Origin of the sequence: Solibacillus sp. FSL K6-1523 (genome assembly GCF_038005225.1) — a bacterium.
GTDB lineage: Bacteria > Bacillota > Bacilli > Bacillales_A > Planococcaceae > Solibacillus.
Window position 1 is genome coordinate 2,382,712 of the sequence record NZ_JBBOSU010000001.1, and the last position, 15,362, is coordinate 2,398,073.

Here is a 15,362-nt window from a genome sequence, read left to right on the forward strand (position 1 = left end):
AATGATTTATTTAGCAGAATAGATTTTATTTTTATATGTTCTTCTTTGTGTCGTTGTTTTCAATTTGACCAATTTCTCAAATGTTCTTTTTACTGAAATGCCTTGGGAAGAGCCTATTCCCTTAACATTATCCTTCATAAAGTCATTATTGATAATAGTAAGCATAGGTTGCGTCTGTTTCTTTTATATGAAGTATTTGACTGGTTCTAAATCTTATCGAAAATTTAAGCTTGTTATTTGGGGGCTTTTATTCGGTCTCAACTCGCTCATTTGTGTCATTTTCTTGGGTATACTTTATAGGTTTAATTTGAATAATGTTGAAAGTATTTTACTACTAATCATTGCTTTAATGAGCATTGCACTGACACTGCAAATTTATTTGAAATATAGACATTACTACTCCAATTAACGTGGACTCTCGTTAATTGGAGTATGCTCGTTAAAATATTTGCACCTAAAAGCGTATTATCACTCGTCTAACAAATCCGCGATTCTCTTCACAATCACTTCCCAGTTCAAATCTGCTCTCGCAAACTTTTGGATTTCCTCGCATGTATTTGCAAGAACTACTTCTTGTGCTGCCGCGCGTTTCATTTCTCGCCCGATATTTTCCCAATCATATATTGGATGAATTTTGCCGAAGCGTTGATTTTTTGTAATATCGTAAGCTCCGTCTACATTTGTAGAAATAATATAACACCCATTTTTAGCCGCCTCCGCGAACACATGTGCATAGCATTCTACCGTGGATGTGAGGCAAAATATTTTCGCTTGCCGATACTCTTGCTCTAACAAATATTTATCATAAATGGGTCCTACAATAACAACTTGTTTTGCATGAGGGCTCCCTTCTAGCATTGCATTTAATTCCTGTTTGAACTGGTCTGACATGGAACCAACTAACCGAAACTCCCAATCCTCAAGTTCCGCTGCTAAAAAAGCATTCACAGCAAACTTGATTTGTTTTTCTGGCGCATCTAACCGACCCACTGTTAAAATCCTATTTTTTTTCTGATCAAAAGCTACGGGCTCCGTCGGAAAATATTCATAATACCCATTTGGAATGAGTTTGACATCTACATTCAACACGCTATTAATCTCTGTTTGAATCGATTCACATTCAGAAGTAACCAAATCACAAACTTGAAGCAACTCTTCAAAGTAAGAATACGTCATTAATCGGCTCAACCAATAGCGATTGACATCCAGTTTCATGTAAATTTTACCATTTTGATTATAGTGTTTATATGTTTTGAGCATAGATAAATAGGATGGATATGGACCAATAGCAAAGGCAATATCAATTTCTTGCGCATGTTCCATTAAGTAAGCATTCATATTTGCCTCAAAATTACCTTCAAAAGGAATATGTTCGAATTTAACGGAAGGAAATGTTTGATGAAGTACAGATTCATTTAATTCAGTCGTTAAAATACTTACATCGTAATTTAAATATTTTCCAAGTAAAATCGGGACAAGACAAAGATCTTTGAAAAAATGAGCTTCAGAAAGTTTATATGATTCCACACTACAAATAAAAGCGATTTTTTTTGACATAATATCCCCCATATAAAAGTCATTGATTTAAAATATGTTCTTTCGATATAGAATGTGAACGGCTTCTGACATGATTTATTCACCTATTTCCCTCTCATTTCATACATCATTTCCATCTCTTACTTTCGGCAAAAAAATCCCTTTAAATCTCTCATTTCTAAATGAACAGTAGCCTACGAGCAACTTATTTTCATGCATATTGTATGAGAAAGCATTTTGCGTTCATTCAGAATTCGTTTTGACTAGCGTACTTAACGCCCATTACATTTACTGAACAAAAAATGAATACAGATTGGAGGGTTATAATTGAAAATTAGTTTTTTAACGCCTGCTTACAATAGTGGGGATTGGATTGTGACGATGCTTAATAGTATTCCACCAGAATATGCTTATGAAATTATCGTCTGTGATGACGGCTCCACAGATGCGACACTTGCTATATTAAAAGACTATCAACGTTATTTTCCTGTGTTAAAAATTTTAGAAAATGGGACCAATTTAGGCGCGAGTGAATCGTACAATCGATGTATTGCAGAAGCAACGGGTGATTATATCGCAATCATTGATAGTGATGACCATTACTTACCGGCGATTCGCGATGTGTTGGCACAAGTCGATGGAACATATGACATTTACTATTACAATATGTACGTGAAAGCGGGCTATTCATTTTTCAAAGATGAATCCAATTGTTATTCATTACCAGGTCAATTTAAAATTATCCGAAGAAGTTTTATCGGGGATGCGAAATTTACAACAAGACGCGATATCGCGGGAGATTGGGATTTTAATCGCATGCTCATGGAGAAAAATCCGTCAAGCAAATACACTGGTATATTAGCTTATTGGTATAACTTTCCGCGAGAAAACTCCGAATCCGATTTACATCAAAGGGGGCTTAAGTAACGCCCACGCATTTAAGAGGTGGAACATAAAATGACGATGTTCAAAGATAAAATTTTACTCATCACAGGTGGTACTGGATCATTTGGCAATGCGGTATTGGAACGTTTTTTATGTACCGACATTAAAGAAATCCGGATTTTCTCCCGCGATGAAAAAAAGCAAGATGATATGCGAACTTTATATCAAAATAATAAGATCAAATTTTACATTGGCGATGTACGAGATATACAAAGCATCCATAACGCAATGTATCATGTAGATTTCGTTTTTCACGCTGCGGCCCTAAAGCAAGTCCCTTCTTGCGAGTTTTTCCCCCTTGAAGCGGTAAAAACAAATGTTCTTGGCACCGAAAATGTATTAACTGCAGCGATTCAAGCAGGGGTACAAAAAGTAATTTGCCTTTCTACCGACAAAGCGGCCTACCCGGTAAACGCAATGGGTATTTCAAAAGCGATGATGGAGAAAACGTTTATCGCCAAATCGAGAATGCTCTCATCGGACCAAACACTCATTTGCGGTACAAGATACGGCAATGTAATGGCATCGCGCGGCTCCGTCATCCCTCTTTTCATTGAACAAATAAAAGCTGGTAAATCATTAACCGTTACAGACCCTAATATGACACGTTTTATGATGAGTCTTGATGAAGCAGTTGAACTCGTTTTATACGCCTTCTCTCACGCGGAAAATGGCGACATTATGGTCCAAAAATCGCCCGCTGCACCGATCACTCATTTAGCGCAAGCCCTTCTTGAATTATTCCATGCACAAAATAAAATCGACATTATCGGCACCCGTCACGGAGAAAAAATATACGAAGTCCTTTTAACAAAAGAAGAAGCCGCAAAAGCAATCGACCTCGGTAACTTTTATAAAATTCCTGCAGATAATCGCGATTTAAACTATGGCAAGTATCTTGAAGTAGGTTCTCCAAAAATTACATTAACCGATGAATACAATTCTACGAATACAAAAATTCTTTCCATCGAAGAAATAAAAGTAAAACTATTAAAACTTCCATACATTCAAGACGAATTACAAAAATGGAAGGACGGAAAATGATGAAGTTTCTAGTGCTTGGTGCAACTGGTATGGCCGGTCATACGATTACCTATTACTTACGTGAGCAAGGACATCACGTCACGACTTACTCGCGCACCCCCCTCCCTTTTCACGATTTCGTGACGGGAGATATTATGGAACCTACTTTTTTACGGACACTGCTGTTGGGTCATTATGATGTGGTCATTAATTGCATTGGTGTTTTAAATGAAGCATGTAATAACAATCCGCATCAAGCAATCTATTTGAATAGTTATTTGCCACATGCAATCGTCCATCTATTAAATGATACCGATACAAAGCTCATTCATTTAAGTACGGATTGTGTTTTTTCAGGAAAAGCCGCTCCTTATGATGAAAATAGTATACATGATGGCGAAACGCTATATGACCGCACGAAGAGCTTAGGAGAAGTGGATTGTGGAAGGCATTTAACATTTAGAAATTCAATTATCGGTCCAGACATGAAGAAAAATGGCATTGGTTTATTGAATTGGTTTATGAAACAATCAGGTACAATTCACGGCTATACTGGTGCGATTTGGAACGGTGTCACGACACTTACATTAGCAAAAGCAATTGAAAAAGCCACTACAGATGATCTAACTGGACTGTACCATCTCGCCAATGCCACAAGTATAAACAAATATGATTTACTGCAACTTTTCAACGGATATTTAAAGGATAATAAAATAACGATTCTCCCCTCTTCTACCGTACAAATCGACAAAACATTACTGAACTCTCGTCAAGATTTTTCGTTTTCCGTACCGAGTTATGAAGAAATGATTATGGAAATGCGCGATTGGATTAGCTCGCATAAAAACTTATATCCGCATTATTTCAAGTAAAAAGATGGTTGAAGTAAATGAACTTCAACCATCTTTTTTATATCAATTACGCCTTGGCGTAATTGCGTCCAGATTTTTTCGAGGGCCCACAGGACGTGGGTCAGTCAGCCGTTGTCACACGATGTGACGTTTTTAAGCTGACTTCCTACCCCCTAAAAAATCTGTGACATCCGCCGGGGCTTAACTTGATTCAGTCGGGGTTTGAACCCCGCTGAATCAAGTTAATATTTAAACTGATTAATAAGCGATTTTAACTCATCCGCCATATTAGAAAGTGACCCCGCAGATGCATTAATTTCTTCCATAGAAGCTAATTGCTCCTCTGTTGAAGCAGCCACTTCTTCTGATGTCGCAGCATTTTCCTTTGCTGAGAATGCTAAATCTTCCGTAATCGCGGTAACTTCTTGCACACTTGCCGACATCTGTTCTGACGCAGAAGATACTTCTTCCATTTGCGGAGTAATTTCTCGCATACTCGTCATGATGACTTGGAACTTAGCGATGGCTTCATCCGATACGCGTAAACCACTTTGTACGTCTTCTGTCACTTGAGCCATAATGCGTACAGATTGTTCCGTATCAACTTGAATACCGTTCACTAATTCGAAAATTTGTTTTGCAGATTGTTGAGATTGCTCTGCTAGTTTACGCACTTCATCCGCAACTACAGCGAAACCTTTCCCATGCTCGCCAGCTCTTGCCGCTTCAATTGCAGCATTTAGTGCAAGAAGATTCGTTTGATCCGCAATGTCTGTAATCACATCTAAAATCGACGTAATTTGTTGTGAACGTTCATGCAATGTTTGAATTTTTGCATTTGAATCTGAAACCGATAAATGGATTGAATTCATTTGTTCCTTCGTATCTTGTACTGCTTTTCCACCTTCATCTGCCTGCACGGTAGCGTTTTGTGAAAGGTCCGTTACAGTAGAAGATATTTCTGCAATGTGAAGAATTGCTTTTGATATTTCACTTAAAGATTCCGCATTCTTGCCTATATTCGTTGTTTGCGTATCCGCACTACTAGCAACCTCTTGAATCGCAATAGCTACCTGCTCCGTTGCCAAGCTCGTTTGATCCGCATTGGCCGTTAGTTCCTCAGCTGAAGATGCCACTTCTTCTGCATTTACTTCCACCTTTTGTATAAGTGTTCGCAAATTATTTTGCATCTCATTGAATGCTTGTCCTAATTGGCCAATCTCATCATTTGAGGTAATTGTTAGTGTTTCAGTCAAATCCCCTTTACTAATTGTTACAGCACTCTCTTTTAGTTTATCAATCGGTCGAATAATTCCTCTTACAACAAAATGAACGGCAATCGTACTTAGAACAATCGAAATGGCTAATACAAGTAATGTTGTATATAAAATAGATGCTGCCGATTCATCGATTTCGTTTGAAAAAATTGTCCCCGTAACTTTCCAACCTGTCAACTCATTTGTTGTAAACAGTAATATTCGCTGATCCCCTAAATATTCATAATCATATGTACCAGATTCTGACTCATACATCGGTTCTAAAAAGCTCTCTTTTACTTCTTCTCCCCCAGGTAACGTTGGATGTGAAATAACTTTTGTATTGATATCAAAAATAGAAGGATATCCTTCTTTCCCAATATTAATCGATTCAGCAACAGTTTGTAAGTCTGTTAGTTTAATATCAACCGCTACAACCCCAGAACAGTCTTTTAACTGCCTCGCAATGGTAACGATCATTTCTCCAGTACCTTTACCTAAATAAGGCTCTGTAATAAATGGCTCACCTTGATGTTCAACAGCCTGTTTATACCAATCTCTTTCCACAGGGTTATAACTAGCATCCGTCACCAATTTTGGCTCTTGAATGAACTCCCCTTCTGTCGTACCAACATAGATGCTTAATACATCCGTGTTTAACTTAATATAACGAGATAACGATGATCTTAAATACGCTTCCCCCTCACCATAACTGGAAGAATTAATTTCCTCTTGGAAAATACCTATTTGATTTATTTTTTCATTCATCGTTTTATCTATTTGTGCATTTAAAACTTTCACACTTTCATCGGCACTAAAAAGGATTTCCTCTTTTATGGAATCTTTTGCTGATAAATAAGAAAGACTCCCTACTAAAACAACTGGAATAATTAATACAAGTGCAAATGCAATATACAACTTACTTTTAAGACTTCTAAATAAAATTTTCATGCAATGGTACTCCTTTTTCAATATAGCTTTAGATGCTTGTTGGCAAAGTTCTTTTTGATTGCCCTTTCAAATGATAAATACCGTTCATCCTTTTTATCGGTCAAGTTTCTTAAATTCTAATACTTTTTGTAGCTATTTTTGATTAAATAACAAATGAATACCTTTTTCGAAACATTCAGATAGATCAAATTAGGTCATTTGATGCTGGTTTTTACATGCAAACTTTATTATTTTGAATTTTTATCTTTAAAAAATAATTAATACTGTACTACTATTTGTCCCTTCATATTTATTTGTAATAGAAAGACCATTCGGTTCAATCCAGTTAAAGAACAAAAATCTTTTTATATCCTAACAAATCCCTCAAATTAACATATACTACAAGGATTATTTTAGGAGGGGTACAAGTTGATTACCATTAGTTTATGTATGATTGTTAAAAATGAGGAAGATGTCATTAGAAGGTGTCTTGCTTCCGTCAAAGATTTAGTAGATGAAATTAATATTGTTGATACTGGTTCTACTGATAATACAAAAGACATAGTTGGGCAATTCACGGATCGTATTTTTGACTTTCAATGGATTAATCATTTTGCAGCAGCACGAAATTTTTCTTTTCAACAAGCAACGAAAGAGTATATTTTGTGGCTCGATGCAGATGATGTATTCTCAGAGGAAGATCAAAAAAAGTTCAAAGCATTAAAAGAATCAATAACATCCGATATAGATGCTGTGTCTATGAACTATCATTTAAGTTTTGATGAAGAAGGAAATGTAAATTCTCTTCTTAGGAGAAATCGTATTGTTAAAAGAGCAAAACAATTTAGGTGGATTGGTGCTGTCCACGAGTATTTAGAAGTTGGCGGAAATATCGTTCAAAGCGATGTTGCCGTGAGCCATTTACCGCTTAGTCATGATCATAATCGAAATATAGAAATTTACAATCATTTAGTAACTTCTGGCGAAGAATTGTCACCTCGAGATATTTTCTATTACGCAAATGAACTTTTTGACCATGCGCAATATGAAAAAGCCACTTTTTACTACGAACAGTTTTTAACCTCGGGGTTAGGTTGGGTTGAAGATAACATTCGTGCCTGCTTTAAACTAGCAGATTGTTATACTCATTTAAACAATAAAGAAAATAAACTGAGCGCCATTTTAAGAACCTTTGAATATGATATTCCTCGTCCAGAAGCATGTTGTAGACTCGGTTTTCACTTTATGGAACAGTTTAAAAATCTTGAAGCTATTCACTGGTACGAACAAGCGCTGCTAACGAAACAACACCCCCATGCTCCATTCCAAAATAACATCTTTACTACTTGGCTACCCCATCTCCAACTTTGCGTTCTATACGATCGAATGAAACAATATGAATTAGCTAATGCCCATAATGAACTAGCAGGAACTTTCATACCAAACGACCCTAAAATCCAATTTAATAAAGATTACTTTGCCCGAATTTTAAAAAAAGAAGTTGACTAAGCATTCTAAAGAATCTCTACGAATGGTCCTAATATACATGAAACTTCTCTAATAACTTTCCTATTTACCACTATTTTAATTTAATTAATTAGTTACTTGTCTTCTCTCTCTCTCTAGTCTATTGAATAGAATAGTCGAGAAAGGTGGTGAAATAATGAATGTTAATGATTATTTTAGACATAAAATTTGTAGTAAATGTAATAGCTACCCATGTCATTGCATAGATAACCCTTGGGCTAATGGTGGTTTGGTGCCAAATGATTGCGGGTGGGCACCATGTGGACCTGTTGGTGGCACTGGAGCTACTGGGAACACTGGACCTACCGGAGCGACTGGACCTACTGGGTTAAACGGTGCTACTGGCAATACTGGGAACACCGGAGCTACTGGACCTACTGGGTTAAATGGCGCTACCGGAAATACCGGGGACACTGGAGCTACGGGCGCTACTGGACCTACTGGATTAAACGGATTGAATGGTGCTACCGGTAGTACTGGGAATACTGGACCTATCGGGGCTACTGGACCTACTGGGTTAAACGGATTGAATGGTGCTACCGGAAATACTGGGAATACTGGGAATACTGGACCTATCGGAGCTACTGGACCTACTGGGTTAAACGGATTAAACGGCGCTACTGGTAGTACTGGGCCTATTGGAGCTACGGGACCTACCGGAGTAAACGGATTGAATGGCGCTACCGGCAATACCGGGGACACTGGAGCTACGGGCGCTACTGGTAGTACTGGGAATACTGGGCCTATCGGAGCTACGGGTCCTACCGGGTTAAACGGATTGAATGGTGCTACCGGAAGTACTGGGAACACTGGACCTATCGGAGCTACGGGACCTACCGGGTTAAACGGATTGAATGGTGCTACTGGAAATACTGGGAACACTGGACCTATTGGGGCGACTGGACCTACCGGGTTAAACGGATTGAATGGCGCTACTGGAAATACTGGGAACACTGGACCTATTGGGGCGACTGGACCTACCGGGTTAAACGGATTGAATGGCGCTACCGGCAATACCGGGGACACTGGAGCTACTGGCGCTACTGGACCTACTGGATTAAATGGTTTGAACGGCGCTACCGGTAGTACTGGGAATACTGGACCTACCGGGTTAAACGGATTGAATGGCGCTACCGGAAATACCGGGGACACTGGAGCTACGGGACCTACTGGGTTAAACGGATTGAACGGCGCTACCGGTAGTACTGGGAATACTGGACCTATCGGAGCTACTGGACCTACCGGAGTAAACGGACTGAATGGTGCTACCGGAAATACTGGGAACACTGGACCTATCGGGGCTACTGGATTAAACGGATTGAATGGTGCTACCGGTAGTACTGGAAACACTGGACCTACCGGCACTATGGGACCTACCGGGTTAAACGGATTGAATGGCGCTACCGGCAATACCGGGGACACTGGAGCTACGGGCGCTACTGGACCTACTGGATTAAATGGTTTGAACGGTGCTACCGGTAGTACTGGGAACACTGGATCTACCGGGGCTATGGGACCTACCGGGTTAAACGGATTGAATGGCGCTACCGGCAATACCGGGGACACTGGAGCTACGGGCGCTACTGGACCTACTGGATTAAACGGATTAAACGGCGCTACTGGAAGTACTGGGCCTATCGGAGCTACGGGACCTACTGGATTAAACGGCTTAGTTGGGGCTACCGGTCCTACTGGATTAACTGGACCTGCATTTACGGAAGGTTTCTCAGCATCAAACCAACTTAATAATGTTAACGCATCTGCTCAGATTACAAACTGGAATACAGCAGATCCTTATTTCTCATTATCTGGCTTTAATGCCACAACAGGAGTATTCACAGTACCAACAACAGGAAAATATAATTTTGAAGCAACAATTAACTATACTACCACTGCTGCACTATCACTTTCACTAGGATCAACAGTAAATCCTGCATTCACTATTCGTAGAATTAATACAACGACAAATTTAATAAGTGGCTTATTCCCAATATTAAATGTCAACGTAGCATTAGTATTAACTTTACGAGCAATTTTAGGAAATGGAACCGTCACACTAGCTGGCGAAGTTCAATTAAATGCAGGCGATACAGTTGGTCTGTTTTATGAAGCAAATGGCTTGACTATAGGACTTAATTTAGGTGGCGGCCTTAATAACGGTATCATTTGGTCATGTCATCGAACTAGTTAATGAAATTCGATTGGCGATTTAATTAATCACCTTCACATCAAATATACTTGAATTTAAGAATGCCGAAACGCAGTCACATCAGCGTTTCGGCATTTTTTCAAATTTGAAATTCCAAAATAGAATATCAACACACATTTGTTCAATCCATACATAATAAGCCTTGATTAAATCACATCCATCCCTCTAATTTTAATTAAGTTACAAAAAAGCGATTACAAACACGGAACCCGCACTTGTAATCGCTATAGTCTCATAATAAACGCTTTACCGTCTTAATATAGGTAAATCTACATTTTCTAATTAAAAACGCACTTCCATTATATTTTCCTACTTTTTATAACGGAAAAAAATAATGAAACGATTAGCTAATTGAATAGCGAGGAGTTATACAAAATTCTCCTGCCGCTGGTAAATCTACTGTCGCAGTAGCTGAAAATGCACGAATTGTATCAAATCGTGAAATTGTAAAAGTAAATGCTCCTCCTACTGGAACTTCAGTTTCTCTTACAACCGTACCACCTGCACCTGTAACTGGGTCTGCCCCTTTTACAAATTGTACAGTAATTGGGAGAGGTCCTGTATTCTTAACAAATCCAGATGCATAAATCACATCATTTGGATTTGTCGCATACAGAATTTCCGCAGTTGCTTCATCAATACCTACCACTTGGAAATCATTACATATTTTATCTTGCACAAAATTTTTCGGCTCACAACAACTAAAACTTCCTGACACCATAGAGTTCTGACACATAAAATAATTTCAACTCCTTCCTAGCATAATTTAATCTTACATTATATTAAATGCGTGGTTGCTAAAAATGAATAGACTCTTGTAACCTCTAAAATATATATTCAATTGGGATTTCGATTTGAGATTATGCTCCAATTTACCTCTTGAAATGTTCTTAAGGTATAAATTCTCAATCATTTATTATTTAATAGCCCTATCATGTTAAAAGAAATTTACAATGGCTACCACGTTAATCAATAGGCAATACATAATTTAAAAGAAAACATCCATTTTCACAAAAAACTATGCTCTTGTCCGGGACGACAGTAGTTTCTTTCTTGTATTGATACACATATGATATAAAAGCGCACTACATTGAAGAAAGGGGGCGAATTAACCGATGTCAAATGAAAGAGCTACCGTTCATTGTGTAAAGGTGCCGAGGGTGTTAGATTGGATCACTACCTCTACGGTCATCAAATTAAAAGAAAAAATTCAATTAGATGACACACAGCTTCATGATCTAATTTGTTGTAATTTTTCTGTACCTTGCGGCGAAATCAGTCCGACCATTTTATGGACTACATACGGAATTAGCCAAATCGGAGGCACTATCTGCATTAATTATTATAATGGACATGGCAATCCATTAACTGTGTTTGTGAACGGTGAAAAACAGGCGGATGTAAACGAGGGAAATTCATTTTCAGGTACCTTTTCGCACCTTTCTTCGATTGAAGTGCAATGTATAGAAAACAATGGGAATATCGAGAGTTGCTACGGAGAATTTAAAATTATGTTTCATTTTCATCCAAATGATCAGAACAATTTTAATTCCGTTCAAGATATTCAGAAGGCGATTTGTTTTTTATCTGATTGTCATGGTAAGCCCCTTTCTTTGATGGGTGATTGCTCTGTAACATGGAAAGAATTGACCAGTTCAAAAAATCGATCAAACGTTTATGTTCAAAAGGCACTCGGAGAAACAATGATGTTGCAATGTATCGACTTCTTAATACAAGGCTTTGTTTGCGTTCATTTTCTTAACGATGCTGGAGAAATATGTTTCCAATCTGTCTTCCCATTTTCTGAAGTTGAAACCGCGTTCTTATGCGCCCCTCCTGGAACAAAAATACATTGTCAAACAATCGATGTGAATTGCAGGGCACATATTATCCCTTCCTTTTCTAGCAATACAAATTGTATAGAGGTTGTGATCATTCTTTCCATTTGTCAAAGCATAAAATCGGTTGATGATGTGATTATTGAATTGAAAGGGTCTTTCAGTCATCCACGTCAAGAACTAGTTTTATCTTCATGTAATATTAAGCCTCCATCTTTATAATTGGGGTGGTGCAAGAATCAATTCGTACAGTTTAGAATTATTTTGATTCCAACCCCCTCCCTATTGTATTAATTTAAGATTTGCCCATGCCCAGTATGAAAATACTATTTTTTCTATGTGCAATTTTTTATAGTATTTTATAGTTACTTATCTTCTGCCTCTATCTCTTCTATTGAATAAAATAGTAGTGAAAGGCGGTGAGATTATGACTTATGGAGATTATTATAGCCGACAAACTTGTCCAAATTGTAGATGTTACCCCTGTGGCTGTACGAATAACTTTTGTGGTGGTATTGGTTGTCAGCCGCAATTTTCATGTGGTTGCTCACCACGTGGACCTACTGGCGTCACTGGTCCTACTGGCGCTACCGGATTTACTGGCGTCACTGGAACTACTGGAACTACCGGATTTACTGGCATCACTGGACCTACTGGACCTACTGGATTTACTGGCATCACTGGAACTACTGGACCTACTGGATTTACTGGCATCACTGGAACTACTGGACCTACTGGATTTACTGGCATCACTGGAACTACTGGAACTACCGGATTTACTGGCATCACTGGTCCTACTGGAGCTACCGGATCTACTGGCATCACTGGTCCTACTGGAGCTACCGGATCTACTGGCATCACTGGTCCTACTGGATTAACGGGAATTACTGGACCTACCGGAGCTACTGGGCCTGCTTTTATAGAAGGGTTTTCGGCTTTCAAACAGACTTTATCCGTTAGTGGATCTACTACTTTAAATAACTGGAGTGTAGCATCTCCTTTTTACACAGCCCCTACTTTCAATGCTGCGACGGGTATATTTACAGTCCCGACAGCTGGGAAATATTGTTTAGAGGCAACCATTAACTACTCTACAACTGTGGCCCTTAGCGTTACGCTAGGCTCAAATATTAACCCTTCTTTCGCTATTCGTAGAAACGGTTCGGCCAATTTAATAAGCGGCTTATTTCCTTTATTAAACCTTAGCGTACTAGTATTAACCATACGTGGAATTTTAGGAAATGGGACCATTACACTCACTGGGGATGTAGAATTAAATGCAGGGGATACGATTGATCTCTTTTATGAAGCAAATGGTTTAACTTTGACACTGAACTTGGGGGGCGCGAACTCAGGTGGGATTGTTTGGTCCATTCATAGAATTCGGTAATGAACATTCTTTTAATGTTTAAATTGTTACGATAATAAATACAACCTTAAGCAATTAACTCTTAAGGTTGTATTTTTAATAAAAACTATAACGCGCTTAACTTGCTTATAGCATTAAATCACGCCTAGGATAATTTAAATTTATTCACCTGTTCCTGCAAATCTTCCGCCATCTGAGATAAAGCAGATGTGGAAGAAGCAATCTCCTCCATTGACGCCAATTGTTCTTCTGATGCAGAGGCGATATTTTGTGTGTTATTAGCAGAAGTTTGAGCGATTCTAGCAATTTCTTCAATAGAAGCATTCACTTGTTCAACACCCGCTGACATTTCTTCAGATGCCGCAGTAGCTTCTTGAATTTGAGCTGTCACTTGCTCAATTAACTTGCGAATTTTCTCAAAACCTTCATCTGCTTGCTGAACAACATCCAATCCTACTTTGACTTCTTCCGTTCCTTTATTCATAACATTTACTGCATGCGTTGTGTCACTTTGTATTTTATAAATTAACAGAGATATTTGGTCTGCTGAATGTTTAGATTGCTCAGCAAGTTTTTTAACTTCTTCCGCAACAACTGCAAATCCTTTACCTTGTTCACCTGCACGTGCAGCCTCAATCGCTGCATTTAGCGCTAGCAAATTCGTTTGATCTGCAATGGATGTTATGACCTCAATAATCTTTCCAATTTCCTTTGAATGTTCCCCTAAATCTTTAACAACAATGGCAGAATTATTTACAGCTTCGTCTATCGTATTCATTTGGTAAATAACTTTTTGTAGAGATTCATTCCCACTATTTGCTTCTTTACCCGTTTCGATTGCTAATTCTGAAACAGAGGAAGTTGCTTCTGCTACTTGTTGAATACCGATTGTCATTTCACCCATTGCTTGTGAGCTCTCATTAGCCCCCTGCCCTTGTGCTTCCGCTCCACTTGCTACATCTTGAATATCAGTTGCAATTTGATTGGTAGCTTGGGTAGTTTGCTCAACACTTGCCGTCAACTCCTCGGCAGAAGAAGCGACAAGCGCTGAATTTAAGCTGACTTGTTCGAGCAAAGTTTTCAGATTCCTCGTCATTAAATTAAAGGAATTTGCCAAGTTCCCAATTTCATCTCGATTTCTAATTTTAATCTCTTCCACAGTAAGATCACCTTCAGAAACTCTAGAAACGACACTAGCTAATGCCACTACCGGTTTTGAAATAAGTCTCCCCATAATAAAAGCTGTTCCAACTCCAATTAAAATAGCAAGAACACCTAATATTAAAACTTGTGATTTCGTATTAGCTACCTGATGAATGGCTTCACTATCACCCGTATTTAGTAAAGCATCTTGATAACTTGATAGATTTTCGACCTTTTCATCAAATCTACTTACTATATCTGCACCTTGTGTAGAAAGCAATTGATTGATTGTTTCTATTTGATTTTGTTCTTTTAATTCAAAAACATGTTTAGTAAACTGTTGGTATTCCTCCTCAACTTGATCAATTTCCTTCAATAATGCGATTGCTTCTGGAATTTTAAATCTACCCAATAAATTCTCGTATTTCTCTGCAAAGTCCGTCACTGCTTCCGAATAACTTTGCAATGATTGCTTATCATTAATCACTAAATAACCGCGCATGCTCAGTATTTCCTGCTTAGCTGCGACTTGTAAACCTTTAATATCAACTGCTTTTTTTGCTTTATCCTGCACTAAATCACTATACGTATTACTAACCGAATTAATTTGATAATAACCTACGCCAACTGTTAGCATTAGTATGAAAATTACGACTGAAAAACCTAATAATAATTTGTTGTTAATGGATAGCTTCATAAATATTCCCTCTCTTATTCTTTTTAAATTACAAGTTT

At 38.2% G+C, this 15,362-nt stretch carries 11 protein-coding genes; 6 read left to right on the forward strand and 5 right to left on the reverse strand.

All coding sequences use genetic code 11. The annotated features are described in order from the left end of the window. Nucleotides 1-468: 468 nt before the first annotated feature. Entirely contained in the window at nucleotides 469-1,557 is a 1,089-nt protein-coding gene (locus tag MHI10_RS11310) for a glycosyltransferase family 4 protein (protein WP_340785510.1), read from the reverse strand. Between the two features lie 306 nt (nucleotides 1,558-1,863). On the opposite strand from MHI10_RS11310, the gene MHI10_RS11315 reads away from it, so the two are divergent. Genes MHI10_RS11315 through MHI10_RS11325 form a run of 3 tightly spaced genes read left to right on the forward strand, consistent with a single transcriptional unit; the run spans nucleotide 1,864 to nucleotide 4,376 of the window. Then, nucleotides 1,864-2,463: a glycosyltransferase family 2 protein gene (locus MHI10_RS11315; protein WP_340785512.1), complete on the forward strand. Its 600-nt coding sequence runs from the start codon at nucleotides 1,864-1,866 to the stop codon at nucleotides 2,461-2,463. Between the two features lie 36 nt (nucleotides 2,464-2,499). Then, nucleotides 2,500-3,525: a polysaccharide biosynthesis protein gene (locus MHI10_RS11320; protein WP_340789212.1), complete on the forward strand. Its 1,026-nt coding sequence runs from the start codon at nucleotides 2,500-2,502 to the stop codon at nucleotides 3,523-3,525. Beyond that, complete coding sequence (locus MHI10_RS11325) at nucleotides 3,522-4,376, forward strand: SDR family oxidoreductase (RefSeq protein WP_340785513.1); 855 nt, start codon at nucleotides 3,522-3,524, stop codon at nucleotides 4,374-4,376. The genes MHI10_RS11320 and MHI10_RS11325 overlap by 4 nt, the downstream gene beginning before the upstream one ends. A 221-nt stretch (nucleotides 4,377-4,597) precedes the next feature. Here the strand turns inward: MHI10_RS11325 and MHI10_RS11330 are convergent, their stop codons facing one another. Beyond that, nucleotides 4,598-6,562 carry a methyl-accepting chemotaxis protein gene (locus MHI10_RS11330; protein ID WP_340785515.1) on the reverse strand — a complete coding sequence of 655 codons (1,965 nt, stop codon included), beginning with the start codon at nucleotides 6,560-6,562 and terminating at the stop codon, nucleotides 4,598-4,600. 408 nt (nucleotides 6,563-6,970) lie between these two features. On the opposite strand from MHI10_RS11330, the gene MHI10_RS11335 reads away from it, so the two are divergent. Together MHI10_RS11335 and MHI10_RS11340 are read left to right on the forward strand one after the other, a co-directional pair. Then, complete coding sequence (locus tag MHI10_RS11335) at nucleotides 6,971-8,050, forward strand: glycosyltransferase family 2 protein (RefSeq protein WP_340785517.1); 1,080 nt, start codon at nucleotides 6,971-6,973, stop codon at nucleotides 8,048-8,050. 154 nt (nucleotides 8,051-8,204) lie between these two features. Further along, nucleotides 8,205-10,259 (forward strand): collagen-like protein, encoded by a 2,055-nt coding sequence (locus MHI10_RS11340; RefSeq protein WP_445683185.1) that lies wholly within the window; start codon nucleotides 8,205-8,207, stop codon nucleotides 10,257-10,259. 361 nt (nucleotides 10,260-10,620) lie between these two features. Here the strand turns inward: MHI10_RS11340 and MHI10_RS11345 are convergent, their stop codons facing one another. Next, a complete protein-coding gene (locus tag MHI10_RS11345) occupies nucleotides 10,621-11,013 on the reverse strand; it encodes a DUF3992 domain-containing protein (protein ID WP_340785518.1) in 393 nt (130 codons plus the stop codon). Nucleotides 11,014-11,392: 379 nt separating this feature from the next. On the opposite strand from MHI10_RS11345, the gene MHI10_RS11350 reads away from it, so the two are divergent. Then, complete coding sequence (locus MHI10_RS11350) at nucleotides 11,393-12,337, forward strand: DUF3992 domain-containing protein (RefSeq protein ID WP_340785520.1); 945 nt, start codon at nucleotides 11,393-11,395, stop codon at nucleotides 12,335-12,337. 300 nt (nucleotides 12,338-12,637) lie between these two features. On the opposite strand, the gene MHI10_RS11355 is transcribed toward MHI10_RS11350, so the two are convergent. Then, complete coding sequence (locus MHI10_RS11355) at nucleotides 12,638-13,057, reverse strand: hypothetical protein (RefSeq protein WP_340785521.1); 420 nt, start codon at nucleotides 13,055-13,057, stop codon at nucleotides 12,638-12,640. A 572-nt stretch (nucleotides 13,058-13,629) separates the two neighbouring features. Continuing rightward, on the reverse strand, nucleotides 13,630-15,324 hold the full coding sequence (locus tag MHI10_RS11360) for a methyl-accepting chemotaxis protein (protein WP_340785522.1): 1,695 nt from the start codon (nucleotides 15,322-15,324) through the stop codon (nucleotides 13,630-13,632). Between the last annotated feature and the right edge of the window lie 38 nt (nucleotides 15,325-15,362).